At 43.0% G+C, this 16,563-nt stretch carries 11 protein-coding genes; 7 read left to right on the forward strand and 4 right to left on the reverse strand.

Features of this window, described 5'->3' with window-relative positions; genetic code table 11:
* Positions 1-43 precede the first annotated feature (43 nt).
* The 3 genes from HNW13_RS03520 (at position 44) to HNW13_RS03530 (ending at position 6,038) form a co-directional block, all read left to right on the forward strand.
* Positions 44-1,210, forward strand: coding sequence for a tetratricopeptide repeat protein (locus HNW13_RS03520; RefSeq protein ID WP_192115278.1), 1,167 nt, complete (start codon positions 44-46; stop codon positions 1,208-1,210).
* Positions 1,211-1,220: 10 nt separating this feature from the next.
* On the forward strand, positions 1,221-2,345 hold the full coding sequence (locus tag HNW13_RS03525) for a HupE/UreJ family protein (RefSeq protein ID WP_347813073.1): 1,125 nt from the start codon (positions 1,221-1,223) through the stop codon (positions 2,343-2,345).
* Positions 2,346-2,825: 480 nt separating this feature from the next.
* Complete coding sequence (locus HNW13_RS03530; RefSeq protein WP_192115277.1) at positions 2,826-6,038, forward strand: DEAD/DEAH box helicase; 3,213 nt, start codon at positions 2,826-2,828, stop codon at positions 6,036-6,038.
* A 106-nt stretch (positions 6,039-6,144) separates the two neighbouring features.
* Here HNW13_RS03530 and HNW13_RS23610 read toward each other — a convergent pair whose 3' ends face one another.
* Complete coding sequence (locus tag HNW13_RS23610) at positions 6,145-6,462, reverse strand: hypothetical protein (RefSeq protein ID WP_192115276.1); 318 nt, start codon at positions 6,460-6,462, stop codon at positions 6,145-6,147.
* Positions 6,463-6,546: 84 nt separating this feature from the next.
* On the opposite strand from HNW13_RS23610, the gene HNW13_RS03540 reads away from it, so the two are divergent.
* The 3 genes from HNW13_RS03540 to mdoH all read left to right on the forward strand — a co-directional run bounded on the left by HNW13_RS03540 (position 6,547) and on the right by mdoH (position 11,360).
* Positions 6,547-6,885: a hypothetical protein gene (locus tag HNW13_RS03540; protein WP_243756216.1), complete on the forward strand. Its 339-nt coding sequence runs from the start codon at positions 6,547-6,549 to the stop codon at positions 6,883-6,885.
* 765 nt (positions 6,886-7,650) lie between these two features.
* Positions 7,651-9,225, forward strand: coding sequence for a glucan biosynthesis protein G (locus HNW13_RS03545; RefSeq protein ID WP_243756162.1), 1,575 nt, complete (start codon positions 7,651-7,653; stop codon positions 9,223-9,225).
* Positions 9,222-11,360, forward strand: coding sequence for a glucans biosynthesis glucosyltransferase MdoH (gene mdoH / locus HNW13_RS03550; RefSeq protein WP_192115273.1), 2,139 nt, complete (start codon positions 9,222-9,224; stop codon positions 11,358-11,360). Before HNW13_RS03545 ends, mdoH begins: the two co-directional genes overlap by 4 nt.
* 150 nt (positions 11,361-11,510) lie before the next feature.
* On the opposite strand, the gene HNW13_RS03555 is transcribed toward mdoH, so the two are convergent.
* Positions 11,511-12,515 (reverse strand): NADH:flavin oxidoreductase, encoded by a 1,005-nt coding sequence (locus HNW13_RS03555; protein WP_192115272.1) that lies wholly within the window; start codon positions 12,513-12,515, stop codon positions 11,511-11,513.
* Positions 12,516-12,524: 9 nt separating this feature from the next.
* Positions 12,525-13,139, reverse strand: coding sequence for a LysE family translocator (locus HNW13_RS03560; protein ID WP_192115271.1), 615 nt, complete (start codon positions 13,137-13,139; stop codon positions 12,525-12,527).
* Positions 13,140-13,381: 242 nt separating this feature from the next.
* Here HNW13_RS03560 and HNW13_RS03565 point away from each other — a divergent pair, with 242 nt between their 5' ends.
* A complete protein-coding gene (locus HNW13_RS03565; RefSeq protein WP_101086658.1) occupies positions 13,382-13,852 on the forward strand; it encodes a tRNA-uridine aminocarboxypropyltransferase in 471 nt (156 codons plus the stop codon).
* A gap of 75 nt (positions 13,853-13,927) precedes the next feature.
* Here the strand turns inward: HNW13_RS03565 and HNW13_RS03570 are convergent, their stop codons facing one another.
* Positions 13,928-16,561 carry a glycoside hydrolase family 3 C-terminal domain-containing protein gene (locus tag HNW13_RS03570; RefSeq protein ID WP_192115270.1) on the reverse strand — a complete coding sequence of 878 codons (2,634 nt, stop codon included), beginning with the start codon at positions 16,559-16,561 and terminating at the stop codon, positions 13,928-13,930.
* Positions 16,562-16,563: the final 2 nt, after the last annotated feature.

Here is a 16,563-nt window from a genome sequence, read left to right on the forward strand (position 1 = left end):
TTAGATCGATATTCATAGCCAAGGATGGCATTAAGGAGGCGTTATGCAAGTGATATCAGGGCGATTAACACCAATGATTAAGTACCCTCAATTTAGCCTCAATATTCAATTTTACATCAATATTGTAATGGTTGTCAGTGCATGTTTGTTGATGGTAGGCAACAGTACTGCGGCGCCATATACACCAAAAGATACCAGTGAAGTTATTGCGACCTGGAAAGTGTTTAATGATACCGACAAGCAAATGAGCTTAGACGACATCAGTGATTTTATTGAACAAGGACAATATCCCGGTGAAGCTGACTATCGCTACGGTCGTGCAAAAGCTTGGTTACAAGCCAAAATGGCCAATGCCAGCCCCGATGCGCAGACCTATTATTTATATGCTCGAGTATTACAGCATCAACACCAATTTGATCGGGCGATAAAGGCGTTAGAACGCTCCATTGAATTAAAACCGACTGCGATAAATAGTTGGTTATTAAAAGCCAATATTCATCTGGTACAAGGGGATATTGTCGGTGCAAGGCAAGCGTGTTTAACCCTAATCGGTAAAGCCGATATTTTGTTGATTTCTACCTGTGCTTTAGAAGTGACTAGTCAAAATGGCAAACTGGCCGAAAGTTATCAAGAGTTAGCTCGGTTGTACCAGTTGTATCAACCTAATAATGAACCAGAAAAACGTTGGATAGTGCAAATTCTTGCTGACATGGCATTTAAGCAAGGTATGGCAGAAGAAGCATTGAGTTATTTAAATCAGTTAGATATGGACAATGCTCCGGTTAGTTTATTAGCGCTATGGTCTGATATTGAGTTGGCATTAAATCAACATCAACAGGTGTACGATATGCTCTCCAGTGTCGTCAATAATAACGCTGTTCAAGACGACGCACTATTATTGCGCTTAGCGATAGCGGAAAAATCCCTTGGCAATACTGTTAAATGGCAATGGACTTTTGCCCAAAGAGTTAAATTGCGCGAGCAAAGACAAGACAGCTTGCATGCATCCGATCTGGCAAAATATTATTTAAATATTGATATTCAGCCCCAAAAAGCACTTTACTGGGCCAAAATCAACTGGCAGGTAGCACGTCAAGACAATGATCGGATACTTTTAGAACAGGCTAAAGCATTGTTGAGGAAGACTAAAAATGATAAAAAGTCAGTACAAGTCAGTCAGAACCTCGCTGTCGATCATGTAGCAAGTTAAGGATAAACCAGTGAAGGCATTTACACGTTTTTTTTCGGTGATGAAAGATGGATTATTACTGCTAATGTTACTGTTTAGTCATGGCAGTTTAGCCCATCAAATGAGCACCAGTTATTTGTCTGTTCACCTCGATAAGCACGGGCAAATTCAAGGTGATTGGCAAGTGCGTTTTTTTGACATAAACCAAGTTGTCCCTATTGATGATAACCAAGATGGTGAGCTTACTTGGGGAGAGTTACAAGCTCATCAAATTGCGATAGTGGATTATTTACGTTCATCTTTGGCAATAAGCCGAGAGCAAGATTGCCCACTGAGTTTTAACCCAACGCAGCAAGTTGACCAACACTTTAGTGAAGGTTATCTAGTCAGTTCATTTCAGGCTGAATGTGATAGCCCTGGAGTGTTGACCATTAATTATCAAGCTTTCTTCAATATAGACACTGATCATAAAGTGATTACCACCATTGCAACGCCCGATCATCAATACGCTCGAGTGATCAGTAACGATAACCCGATAATATTGATTAACTTAGCTGAAAGTCAGCTCAGCGATACATTTATAGAATATGTTTACCAAGGGATTATTCATATTTGGAAGGGCACTGATCATATCTTATTTTTATTGGCGTTGTTATTAACCTGTGTGTTGGTGCGTGAACAACAAAAATGGCACCCGATAGATAAGCCTAAGCAAATATTTAAAGACACAGCATGGATTATTACTGCATTTACATTAGCGCATTCGGTAACGTTAACTGCCACCGCATTGGGACTGATTAATTTTAGTAGTCACTGGGTTGAACTGGGCATTGCATTGTCGGTGTTGTTTGCGGCGCTAAATAATGTCTGGCCGATTGTATTACGTTTAGGCTGGATTACGTTTGCGTTTGGCCTGTTACACGGCATGGGATTTGCTGGAGTATTAGGCGAGCTTGGCTTGCCTGAAAATCAAAAACTATTAGCGATTCTTGCGTTTAATGTTGGCGTTGAAATCGGCCAGCTGGCGATTTTAGCGCTAGTGCTGCCTGTATTGATGTTTCTACGCCATACACTTTGGTATCGACATTGGGGCATGCAGCTCGGTTCAATTGCGATTGGGCTCATGGCGATTCAGTGGTCTGTAGAACGTTTTTAGTGTTTGCCAATGAATAACTAGTCAGCTTTGGATAGTGGCTAGTTATTCATTGAGATTGTATTGCTTAAGTACCCTTGTATTCGACCGTGGCTAACTTATGCTCGGTTTACATTTGGCATATGTTCGACTTATGTTTGAGACGGTGTACAAATAACCGACGTGAGTAGCCATTAGTCATACATTCGCCCACCTTAAATTCCTCTTGGTAATATCTCCCAACGACTCAAGGTTAAAATTGGCTTTAGTGGTAAGCAAACTTTTGTGTATGTTAATTCGTATGATGATACAGATTATTGCTGTATCTGAGCTTTAGCGACCACCCAATATGTGTAATCGCAATAATATAGCGTGTTTGAACGAGTTTTTTGTTCGAAAGATCAGCAAAGCCTAGATATTGCCTGCTTTCTTCCATAGAATGGCAAGTTAACTTTTTTATCAGCAGCCATTGTTTATTTTGCTGCGGTTTTATTAGGTATATTGATGTCGGCGAAACTGTTTAATCTCCCCATTAAGCTTTCATTAGAGATGATTGCGAAACTGTTTTCGGCCACCCAAATTCAAAAAGCGCAAAACTATTTGATCCAAGGTCGAGTTCTAGAAGTTACTGCCAGCAGTAATAATCATGATATTGAGGCCTATGTTGAAGGATCTGCTGCTGAACCCTATCGTCAAGAAATCACCCTAGTTAATGTGAATCACAAAATTGTGATGCGTTCACATTGTACTTGCCCTGTTAGAACAAATTGTAAGCACGTTGCCGCAGCAATGCTGGCACTGGTCGATAAAAAGCCGGTTGAAGAGCAGCGTATCCACCAATGGTTACGCCAACTTGACGAGCAAAAAACGGTTGCCGAGTTTGAAGAAGAGGACGAAGAAAAAGACCGCATTATTTATGTGTTATCTAACGATCCTCATGGCATTTTTGTCGAATTTAAACGCAGTAAATTTAATAAAAAAGGTCAATACAATAAAGGCAGCAAGCTAGCATTAGCCGATATTCGCTATAGCATGCCATGGTGGATTGACCCTGAAGATAAACAGATTATCAGCTTGTTATTGTCATCAAATAATCATGGCTCTAAAATTTATATTGAAGGTGAGATTTCATTTTTAGCGCTGACTAAAATGCTCACCGCCGAAGTGTGTTTTTGGGAAGAAAATCGCATCCCACTAACATGGGCTAAAGCCGTTGTGCCTGAGTTTGTCTGGTGTGAAATGGATAAAAAACATACCCAAATGCAAATGCGCATGCCTGGGCTGGATAATTGGGAGTTTATTGCTACCGAGCCACCTTTGTATGTTGAATTAGACTATTTGCATTTAGGTAGAATAGACACTGACTTGCCAGTTAAAAAGTTAAGTTTATTGCAACACATGCCACCAGTGCCCTTGGCTCAAGTGGATGCCATTAGTCATAAAATGCTCCAGCATTTTTCGCCTAAAACCGTGCCTGTGCCGAGTGAAATTGATTTTTGCGAGATAACAGATTCATTGTTAACACGCTTAACCTTTACGCGTGAGCTCATTGCCAACAACCCGATTCTGCAACCGGTTATTCGAGTTGATCATTGTTACGGTGAAATTACCTTTAATGCATCGACTAAACCCGAACGCATAAGCTTAGTCAAAAAAAATCAAGTTCAGTATCAAGTGCATAGACATGTCGAGCAAGAACTCGCGGCATTACAGTCATTAGCGGATATAGGCTTAGTGACGCTTGAGCCAGACGCTACGCTGGCCAGTTCACAACAACCCTACTATGTCAGTGTCGGCTTATTACCCGAGTCGATTTTTGAATGGTCTGAATTGACCGACAATGGTCTTGATGCGTTAACTGCGCTGGGTATGGATATTCATTTTGATGATGACTTCGACTTACAAATTACCGATGCACAGTTAGATGTCGACTTAGTTGACGATGATGAGTCTGGCTGGTTTTCGTTATCGCTCAGTGCCGACATCGATGGTCAAAGTGTACCGTTATTAGCCTTAGTTGCCCGTTGGTTACAACAAAATGGTGAACCAGCAGACGATGATGAATTGCTATTACCTGGCCCTAACGGTGGTTTTATTAAAATAAAAGCCAAAACCATTAAGCCGCTGATTAGTATTATCCAAGAATTATTTAATCGTCATTCTGGCGATGTCATTTCGATACCACGCAACCGTGCGCATATTTTGAATGATTTATCTGCCAGTGACGTGCGTTTACTCAATGGCGAACGTGTGCGCAATTTAGCCACCAAACTCGCAGAGTTTAAAGGGGTGGTTCCGGTTGAGTTACCCGATGGCTTAAATGCGACATTACGTGATTATCAAAAACAAGGTTTTGACTGGTTGTGTTTTCTTAAAGAATATCAACTAGGTGGTATTTTAGCCGATGACATGGGCCTGGGTAAAACCGTTCAAGCATTGGCATTTTTACTCAAAGCCAAGCAAGACGCTACCGAGCGTCGTACCAGTTTAATTGTTTGTCCCACTAGCTTAGTGGGTAACTGGTTAAAAGAAGCCAATAAGTTTGCTCCGTCGCTGAATGTAGTGGTGATCCACGGTAATAAACGCCAGCCGTTATTAGATCAAATTAACCAGTTTGATGTGGTCGTAACAACCTATCCATTAATGTTACGTGATGAAGCCATTTATTGTGAATATGTGTTTGAGCATATTATTTTGGATGAAGCACAACAGATTAAAAATGCCCAAGCAAAAGTCACCCAAGTGATTAAAACCCTTAGAGGTAGATTTCGCTTATGTTTATCGGGTACGCCGCTTGAAAACCATTTAGGCGAATTAAAATCATTGATGGATTTTTGCTTGCCAGGTTTATTAGGTCAGCATACTTACTTTAATAAACAGTTCCGTGGTCCGATTGAGAAGCAAGCCGATGTTGAAAAGTCGCAGTTACTGAGTCAGCGTATTGCTCCTTTTATGCTGCGCCGCACTAAAAAAGAAGTGGTATCAGAATTACCTGAAAAAACCGTGATTATTCAAACTCTGGAACTTGAAAGAGATCAACGTAATTTGTACGAGTCTATCCGTTTAGTGATGGAGAAAAAATTGCGTGAACTGTTTGCCAAGAAAGGAGTATCGAGTAGTCATATTGAGTTTTTAGATGCATTGTTGAAGTTGCGTCAAGCCTGTTGCGACCCGCGTTTAGTTAAGCTTGAACAAGCTCAACAGGTAAAAGACAACGCTAAAATGACTTGGTTAATCCAAAACCTGCCTGAAATGATTGAAGAAGGTCGTAAGATCCTTATCTTCAGCCAATTTACCGGCATGCTGGCACTCATTGAAGATGAACTGAAACGCTTAGCTATCAGTTATAGCAAGTTGACAGGCCAAACTCGTGACCGTCAGACCCAAATTGATTCGTTTCAAGAGGGTGATAACTCGGTGTTTTTGATCAGTTTAAAAGCCGGTGGAACCGGACTTAACCTTACTGCTGCGGACACTGTTATTCATTTTGACCCGTGGTGGAACCCTGCCGCGGAGCGCCAAGCGACCGATCGCGCTCATCGTATTGGCCAGTTAAATCCAGTGTTTGTTTATAAACTCATTGCCCAGGGCACCGTTGAAGAGAAAATTCAAGAAATGCAGCAGCACAAACAAGGTTTGGCAGACAGTATTTTATCCGATGGTACTCAAGGTCCATGGCAGGGCAGTGCGAACGATTTATTAGCATTGTTGAGTTAATCGTTGAGTTAATAACACCAAAATCACTTGAACTAGCGTGTAGATTCGCGAAACTCAAGTGATTTAGCGGTTATCAATTACCCTAGATGAACTCGATAACATTGGCTTAAAAACGTTGGCTCGATACATTTTGGCTCAATAAGCTTTGGCTCGATAAATATGGACTCGATATACGTTGACTCGATACACGTTGGCTCGATACACGTTGGCTCGATACACTTTGGCTCGATACACTTTGGCTCGATACACTTTGACTCGATACACTTTGACTCGATACACTTTGACTCGATACACGTTGACTCGATACACGTTGACTCGATACACGTTGGCTCGATACACGTTGGCTCGATACACGTTGGCTCGATACACTTTGGCTCGATACACTTTGGCTCGATACACTTTGGCTCGATACACTTTGGCTCAATAAGCTTTGGCTCGATAAATATGGGCTCGATACACGTTGACTCGATAAACATTAACTCGAAAATGGAGATGAACCTTGGTTGCAATGTACTTTAAACGTGGTTCATCAGCGCCAAGACAACGGCGTTCGTCTCGTGCGACGCCTGCTGAGCACACAGCTTATTTTGAACAGGTGTTTACCATTCTTCGGCTTCATCCTGAGAAAATTGCCATAGTTAGACGTAATATTGCTGAGTTCCAAGCTCAACCTTATTTGAAAAAAGGCCTGCACACGGCAATTGATCGGTTACTGTTGGTGTTTGAAGACGATAACGACATTGAACTGCTATATAGGCAAGTGATGAGTGATGATATTGGCCAACGGGTAAGACGCTACCCGCTGATATTTAAAGGCATAATTTCAATAGATTCAGATGCTGTGTAATCTCATTCAGTGAGTGCCTTATCAAATATAAGCACTCATCGTTATGGACGTTCAATCACGCTAACCGTCAGACGTTCCACAAGTGGATATGCCAAACCTTTTGCGCTATTCCCATTCACTTTGCCATCATCAATATCGATATTGTGTACTGTGCCAAATTAAACAACAATCATGTTGCTGACACTCAATACCTAAACCGATTACCTATATTCGGCCATAACCTTATTGTCATTTATCTTTTAGCTTGAGTCCTTTGACCGCTTGTAGTGGTTCCCTCCAATACCGTGGTTATCTCAAATGGTCGTTAGATTAATTCACCAAATGGCACGCCTTGCTTATTCGCCCTTATTTATTCGCCCTTATTTATTTGCCCTTATTTAGTCGTATTTATTACTAATAGTCATTATTGGGTTAGATATTGGCCATATATTTCAGCGAAATAGGATTGAGCGTTAAACAATATTCATATTGTGGATAAAATACTCAAAATGTTTACGTTTAATGGTAATACTAGTTAAGTCGTAATGCTCAAGATGATTGGGGTTCATTTTTTTAAATAATTGAAGCTATGCTGATAGCGATCAATATTATCTAAACGAGGTCGTTTAAATGATCTTTGACTAAAATTATCTTCGGTCAACACCAGCCTCGATTAATACCAACCTCGATTAACAGTACAGGGGCAGAACCGTTAGTGAGTACGATGTTGTGGAGCTATTTTGTGAATTTTCAATAAGGAGTTTCAATATGTTAAGGACTGTTAATATGTTTTACGATTCACCGCTAAAAAATATGCTTGATGAGCGCTTTTCTGTGCAAGCTTGGGTTCATCTCGTGGTATCACTCTTTTTAGTTTCATCGGTAAGTATTGCTTATGCAGAAACGCCAGTATCCAAAACTGATGGCAAGCCATTCTCCCATGACACAGTCGTAGAAGTTGCTCAAAAACTGTCCCAGACCCCTTTTATTGAACCCAAACAAGCCCCCGAAGCGCTGACTAAAATAGATTACTCAACCTATCGTCAAATTAATTTCCAACAACATGCTGCTATTTGGGGCAATGCGCCCACGCCTTTCTCGATACAACTATTTGCTCCTGGGTATATCTATAAACAGTTGATTGATATCGACGTGGTCGAGAATGGTAAATCATTTCCGGTAGCAGTATCTGAATCATCCTTCAGAGTGCCAGATGAATCAATTGGCAAATTACTGGAGCAAGTCGGTAAATATGCAGGTTTTCGTTTGCATTACCCGATCAATCGCGATGATTATAAAGATGAATTTCTTGTGTTTCAGGGCGCCAGTTATTTTCGTGGGGTCTCTAAAGGGCAAGCGTATGGCTTATCTACCCGCGGACTTGCCATCAATGTTGCCGATCCTAAAGGTGAAGAATATCCTTTATTTAAAAAGTTTTGGATTGAACGTCCATCCAGTCATCAAGAGGCGATTGTGGTCCATGCGTTACTAGACAGTGTGAGTGTAACAGGAGCCTATCGTTTTGCTATTTACCCTGGCGATCCGACCCGAATGGGCGTCGATGTTAAGCTTTTCCCAAGGCAGGATGTTAAGAATGTGGGTCTGGCTCCGTTAACGTCAATGTTTATGCATGGCGGCATCGATCGCGCTGATACTGCTGATTACCGTCCTGCGGTGCATGACTCTGAAGGCCTGCTAATGGAAAAAGGTAATAATGAGAAAATCTGGCGTCCGCTGAATAATCCTCGTGGATTACAGGTGAGTTCTTTTATGGATGAGAATCCTAAAGGATTTGGTTTGATCCAGCCACATCGAAAATTAGATTATTATCAGGACCTTGAAGCAAATTATCATCTTCGTCCATCTGCGTGGGTTGAACCAACTGGTGATTGGGGTAAAGGTAGAGTTGAACTGGTTGAAATTCCATCTGATTCTGAAGCCAATGACAATATTGTTGCCTATTGGAAGCCAGAACAAGGTTTGAAAAAAGGCCAGCCATTCGCCTATTCATATCAATTGACCTGGGTGGATCAGATCCCTAAAACCGAAGGCAAAGTAAAAGTGGTTCGAACTGCTGGTGGTCGCAAGTTATCGACGGATAAAAATGAGATTGTTATCGATTACAGTCACATTAATGCCAATGATATCAGCCATATTCGCGTCGATGCCAGTATCAGCAGCGGCGCTATTTTAGAATCACGTATTGAGTCTAATCCCAGTGTTGATGGTGCCAGAGTTTTTATCACGTTCGATCCGCAAGATGCTGAGGTTGCAGAATTACGTGTACAGCTAAGCAACAAAGATAAACCGCTTGGCATGACATGGCTGTATCGCTTTACTGCAGAGGACTGGCCTTTATGATAGACAATAATAATCCTTTGTCTGCTCACGTTAACAATACCTATCATGATGCACGTGCATTGCCAGAGGAATCGCCACTGCTGATGTCTCGTCATGAGGTTTCTGAACCGGGTCATAGATTAACTCCGAGTCAACCAACCGTGTGGTTTACGCTACGCACATTTGTTGCACAGTTATTTGTGTTCATGGTTACAGCAGGCTTATCGACTTATGGCATAAGAGAAATGTATTTGGTGCTTAACACCAATGCCATTACCAGTTTGCAAATGGTTTTTTTGGTGTTGTTTAGCATTAACTTTCTGTGGGTTACTTTTGCTTTTTCACAGGCACTATTAGGTTTTCTGTTGCATCTCAAACCACGCCTAATTAAAGAGAATGAGACAGAACCAGAGTTCAAAACGGCGGTATTGCTGCCTATTTATAACGAAGATCCGCTGCGTATTCGGGCCACAATAGAGGCGATGAGTGCAGATTTAATCGCTACCGCACCGGGTAAATATGCTTTCTTTATTCTCAGTGACACTAATCGAGCTGATGCATGGATTGCTGAGGAACAGACTTTTCTAGATCTTATCAATAACAGCCAACCACAGTGTCCGGTTTATTACCGTCGTCGTCACCAAAACAGTGAACGTAAAGCCGGTAATATCGGCGACTGGGTTCAGCGTTGGGGCGGTGATTATGAGGCAATGATAGTGCTTGATGCTGACAGTATCATGAGCGCAAAGTCGATGGTGACATTATCACGTCGTTTAGCTGGCGCACCTGGCGTCGGTCTTATTCAAACCTTACCGACACTGGTGTTTGCCAATACGCTTTACAGCCGTTTGCAACAGTTTGCCAATCAATGCTTCGGTCCTATTTATGCCGAGGGTTTGTCGGCTTGGCATGGTTTGTCCTCAAATTTTTGGGGCCACAATGCCATTATTCGCACCAAAGCATTTGCTGAGTCATGTCATCTGCCTATTCTGTCCGGTAAAGCACCTTTTGGCGGCCATGTATTAAGTCATGACTTTATCGAAGCGGCGTTGCTGCGTCGTGCAGGTTGGGGAGTACGTTTTGATACCGATATTGAGGCTTCATTTGAAGAAGCTCCACCGTCGTTAATTGATGTGATGATCCGTGACCGACGCTGGTGTCAGGGTAATTTACAGCATTCAGCATTTATGTTTGCTCGCGGTTTCTCATTGCCGACGCGGTTGCATCTTTTGTCTGGGGTGATGTCTTACCTGAGCGCCATTTTTTGGTTAGCCCTGATTATGGTCGGGCTTGCGATTGCGGTTCAGGCGGCATTTATACGTCCAGAGTACTTTGCCAATCCATCGCTGTTTCCAACCTGGCCAGTGTTTGATTCTGAGCGCGCATTAAGCCTGTTTGTGGTGTCAATGGCCATTGTGCTGGCACCTAAAGCATTTGGCTGGTTTGCTGCCTTGATTAATATTCCGCGGTGTTTACGATTTGGCGGGCCAATATTGTTAACCTTGAGTACCTTGCTGGAAATGATCATGTCTGCTCTGTATGCACCCATTCTGATGGTGTCGCAGTTTGGCGTGGTGTTGTCTATATTTCGAGGCAAAGACAGTGGTTGGATGCCGCAATCTCGAGACGATGGTGCATTGAGCTGGATGTCAGTGATGCGTGCTCATCTTGGTCATACCGTGTTTGGGGTTGCGCTGGCTTTGACTGCACTATCGCTCAGTACAGAACTCTTTTACTGGTTATTACCGATTACAATAGGGTTGATGCTATCGATCCCTTTGTCCTGGTTAAGCGGCGGCGCGAGGCGAACTAAATGGATTAAAACAGTCGGATTATTGCGAGCGCCTGAAGAAAAAAAACCAGTTAACATTTTGGTTAAAGTGAAGGAAAACGAGGCTAATTTGCCCCATCTACGACACATGCATCCGTTCAGTCGGTTGGTTAATAATCCTTTATTACTTAAATGGCACCTTGCTCAGTTACCAGACGTAGGTGAACAAAAACCGACGTTTTATGCCCCGAGAATTATTGCGGAATGGAAATTAAACCATGCTGAAAGCTTATCGCAATTAGAATCATGGTTGGAACCCGCAGAGGTGATAGCATTATTAAGCAATGCGGATTATCTACATAAATTGAAAACAATCGGTAACTAATTTCTATCACTCGTCTTTGTAACAAGTACTAAAAAAGCCGCTCAATAACGCGTTATTGAGCGGCTTTTTTAGTACTTAATACTCAGCAATTAAGATTAGATTTAGGCTCTAGATCATTATTTAGGCTGAGCCATTGCTGACGTTACAGCATTATTTATGTTGAGCCATCACTCGTGTTGCAAACTCACTTGGTCCGGCCAAAATAGCCCGGCCCACAGCCACTAAATCAACCTGTTCAGTGGCTAAAATGGTTTCGATGTAATCAATACTTTCAATGCCGCCGACACCAATCACTGCCGCTTTCGTTGTACCTGTCAGCGGCGCTGCATCTTCAACTAAAAAGCCCTCGCCGCGTTTGTCTTTAGGGCGATTCCAGCCCCCAATGCCTGATGAAACATTAAGTATTTCAACGCCCGCATCAACTAGCCATTGGCTAACGTGGCCCATATCGTCATGAGACAAACCACCAGGGTAACCGTCTTGCCCAGGAATGCGGGTCATTACTGCTAATCTTGGCGCCGCTTGTTTTATTTTACTGACTATTTCGATCAATATTCTGGCGCGATTTTCAAGGCTGCCACCGTATTGGTCTTGGCGTTGATTCGTCAGCGGAGATAACCATTGATTAATACCGTAACCGTGGGCACAGTGCAGCTCGACTAAATCAAATCCGGCTTTGTCAGCACGAATGGCAGCACTAACAAAATCCTGCTGCCATTGATTGATATCATCCAATGTCATGGCTCTAGGGGTTGGTAATACACGATCATATGCTGGCACGGTAATGCCTGACGGCCCCATAATATCAGCGCTAATACCTGCACTGTCTTTGCCGCCGCAATGGGTAATTTGTAAGCCTGTTTTTACCCCTGCATTATGTAACGTCGCGGCAATTTGGCTTAAGCCGGGTAAGCAAGCATCATCATGCGCCCCAAGCTGATTAGACTCACTTCGTCCTGCCAAATTTACATGGCTGTATTCTACCATCACCAACCCTGCACCCGACTGGGCTAAATGATGGTAATGATTGATGGTCGTTTCAGTTGCTAAGCCATTTAGATCTGCGGTTTGTGACGCCATTGGCGGCACCACTAAACGGTTTTTAAAGGTCAGTCCGTTTGTGAGTGTCAGTGGGGTAAAGCGTAACGCGGTCATTGCAACATCCTATATATTTATGGCTATCAATATGCCAGCAATCAACATAATACTGCCTGCAGTACGATTCATTATCGTTGCCGCTTTAGGGGAGGTAAATACCTGTTTTGCACTTGATGCCAAATATGCATAAGTGAGGTTAACTGAACCAAAAGCCAAGGTTGCAGTGGCGAGTATAATCATCACATCGATAAGGTCAACATGGACCATAGGCACAAAAGCAGGAAAAAAGCTGACGTAAAATATCAATGCTTTAGGGTTGCCAAGGGCAATAAGCAGGCCTGTGATTAAATTTTTAAATTGGCTCACTTTAGGTATGGTTGCTAATTGAACGCCTTTGGCGGTTGCACGCAACATACTGAAACCTAACCAACATAAATAAAGCGCACTGGCGTACTTTATTATTTCAAACGCTGGCCCCATCGCATTGGCAATGGCAGCCAAACCAAACAAGGCTAATAGGATGTAAACAAAGTCGCCCATCAGCACGCCAAGGGTAATAAAAGCGCCATGCTTGAACCCATTTGAAAATGCTCTTGATACCACGGCAAACACTACCGGTCCCGGTAGTATCGCCAAAATTAACATAGTGAAAAATAATGCAATAACTTGCTGTAGTATCATTAAATAACCTGAACTTGGGTTTATGGGTAGAATACGGTGGTTATAATCGATTAGGTCGCGACACTAAATCGATTTTTCGAGAGTATATCGTATTTTCATAGCGTTAATGTATTGGTCTATCGTAAGCAGTCGTTTCAGGTTATTGAATTGTGTTTATCGACGTTATGTTTTTATTACTTTGGTATTGCGGTTTGTCATTACGGCGTTAAGCGGTTCATTTTATAGGTGTTATTTTTAAAATTATGTTGAAAATTATTTTACTAACGCATTCACGAGAAATGGATCGTGCTAATAATACCGGCCAATTAGTCAAACACGTTTTAGGCGATAGCGCGCGGGTGGTTGAGTGGCACCGCAAACAGCCCGATGCTGAATTATTGGCTGCGATTGAAGCGGGTAAAGTAGGCTTAGTGTTTCCAAGTGATGACACTACGCAAGAGGCTGGTTTGTCATTAGCGTCGCCTGAATATTTAGTGATTATCGATGCCACTTGGCAAGAAGCGCGCAAAATGTTTAATCAGAGCCCTTATCTAAAGGAATTGCCTAAAGTGTCTTTAGTGAATCCACCTAAATCGATATACCCACTTAGGCGCAATCAAATTGAAGGTGGTTTATGCACAGCAGAATGTGTGGCATTACTGCTTAATCATGCGGGTGAAAGCGCATTATCGACAAGGTTAACCGAGCAACTGATGACATTTATTGAGCGTTAACGTTTGGAGCTGCCTGCGCCAACAGAATAATGTGGCGCAGGCAGTTGTTGGGTTATAAGAGACTAAGTTGAACCGCTAAGGTTTGGCTTTATGTTGATAGTTAAAGCGTTTACGCAAACGAATGTCGGCAACCGATGCACCAATCATCACTTCAAACTGGCCTGATTCGGCTAACCAATTATTAGTGTTAACGTCCCAAAACGATAAGTCGCGTTGGGTTAGTGTAAAGCTAGCTGTTTTGGTTTCACCTGCCTTTAACCATAACTTATCAAAGCCTTTTAGCTCTTTTGCGGGACGCGGTACGCTGGCTTTAACGTCGTGCAAATACAATTGCACTACCTCGGCACCATCGACTTTACTGGTGTTAGTGACATCGACAGTAACGGTGATAGTGTCATCATTTGCAATGTCAGCGCTTGAAAGACGGATGTTGCTGTAATCAAATTGGCTGTAAGACAAGCCATGGCCAAAGGCAAATAACGGCGCAATATTTTGCTGTTCAAACCAGCGATAACCAATAAATACCCCTTCGCTATAAACTGATTCAGTGGCGTTGTAATCGTTTAACGCTATTGGCGCGGTGTCAGTAAGTTTTCTCGGTAAGGTGATGGGCATTTTACCGCTAGGGTTTTGATTGCCCAATAACATATCCGCGTAAGCATTACCGGCTTCCATACCGCCATACCAGCCCCACACAACCGCTTTAGCGTTATCTGCCCACGGCATTTCTACCGCAGAACCGCCAATCATAAACACCACAGTATTTGGATTCACTTTGAGCAGTTTGGCGATGACCTCATCTTGTTGGCCAGGCAATACCATGTCAGGTCTGTCGATAGACTCGCGGTCATCAGCATGACTTAAGCCGCCAAAGTAGATAACCGCATCGGCTTTCTTGGCTGCGGCTAAATACTCTTGTTCGGTATTGTACAAACTGTTGGGTGTTTCCCAGCCTAAGGTTGCTTGCTTGTCGCCTTGGTAACGTAAGCTCACCGCGTAAGTTTCACCAGCAGTTAAGGTCATGGCTTTACTGATAACATGTCCTTGGTTTGCTTGGGTGCTGGCGATCAGCTGTTTATCGTTAATGTACAATGCCACTTGGCCGTCAGCTTTTATGTTAAAACTGTGACTGCCAGTTTCGATAGGTTTGATGTTGGCTTTAATATCGACAAACTGTTTTTGGCCTTTGGCATTAAATTGCGGATCGGCTATCCATGATTCACTGGCGAGCTGGGTCATTTTGTTGTCATTGTAATAATTAATTTGCCACGATGGCGTGCCTGTCCAATGACGTGTGGTGAGATAGTCATTGGGTATCGGCATAAACTGGCTGCTGGCTGGACGCATTAGTTGAATGTCGACCTTATCACCCAGTTTGGCTTTTAAACCGGCTAATGGGCTGATTTCGTAGAGTGCTTTAACTTCTGATGAGCCGCCACCAAATCCATGGCGTTTATCGGCATTGGGACCAAGTACCAAGACATATTTAAGTTTGTCAGCGTGAAGCGGTAATACCTTGTTATCGTTTTTAAGTAATACAATGCCATTTGCAGCCAGTGTGCGAGCATCATCACGGTGAGCTTGAGTGTTACGCTCGCCGGATAAACGGTGTTTATCCATCATGCCGATGCTGAGTTGCACCCGTAAAATACGGCGGACTTTATCATCAAGTACTGATACTGGTACTTTGCCAGCGTTAAGCATCTCGAGTAGCGGTTTTGCCATAAAGTAATCGTCAAAATCAGCGACATCTGTGCCCATTTCGATATCAAGGCCGTTCATGGCGGCATCATAAGTGTTGATGTCGACGTTCCAGTCGGTAAGTAACACCCCTTGAAAGCCCCATTCGCCTTTTAAGATAGTATTGACTAAGTGCTCGCTCTGATTGGCGTTAGTGCCTCTAAATTCGTTATAGGCGCCCATAATGGCATGTACGTTGGCTTGTTTTACCGCCGCTTCAAACGCTGGTAAATACACTTCACGCAAGGTGCGCTCATCAGGTTTTGCATTTACTTTTGTGCGGTTTAGCTCTTGGGTATTAAGGGCATAATGCTTTACGGTGGCGCCGACATCATTGGCCTGAATCGCTTTAATTTCGGGCACTACTAAGCTAGCTGCTAAAAATGGGTCTTCACCCATGTATTCAAAGTTACGCCCATATAACGGTAGGCGCGCGAGGTTTACACCAGGGCCCAAAATAAGATCTTTATTGCGATGACGTGCTTCGGCGCCAAGCACATTGCCGTGCAGCGTGGCCATGTTGAGATCCCAACTGGCGGCGATGGCAGTTAATGGCGGTAAATAAGTTGAGTAATCGTTAGTCCATCCTGCGGGTGCCCATGAGTTGCGATCGATTTCGTAGCGCACACCGTGTGGGCCGTCTGACATCCACATTTCATGTATGCCTAAGCGCTCAATAGCAGGTATGTGAAACTTGCCCGCAGCATGCACTAATGACACTTTTTCCTCTAAGGTTAATTGAGGTAATAAGCGGTTAATGTCATCTTCGACTTGGCTGATACGATTGCCAATACGCAGCTTTTCATTATCTGGTAACACCGTTAATGCATGTAAGGTTTGTGGGGTAATCGTTGGGTGTGCCGCCAGTGCAGCGTGGCTGACACCTAAGCATATAAGTGATGAAACACATGCTGTAAGCGCTTTCTTTTTATTATTTGACGAGATGTTGCCGTGCTGTGGCTTAGCCATAA

Source organism: Shewanella sp. BF02_Schw, assembly GCF_014596695.2.
Taxonomy (GTDB): domain Bacteria; phylum Pseudomonadota; class Gammaproteobacteria; order Enterobacterales; family Shewanellaceae; genus Shewanella.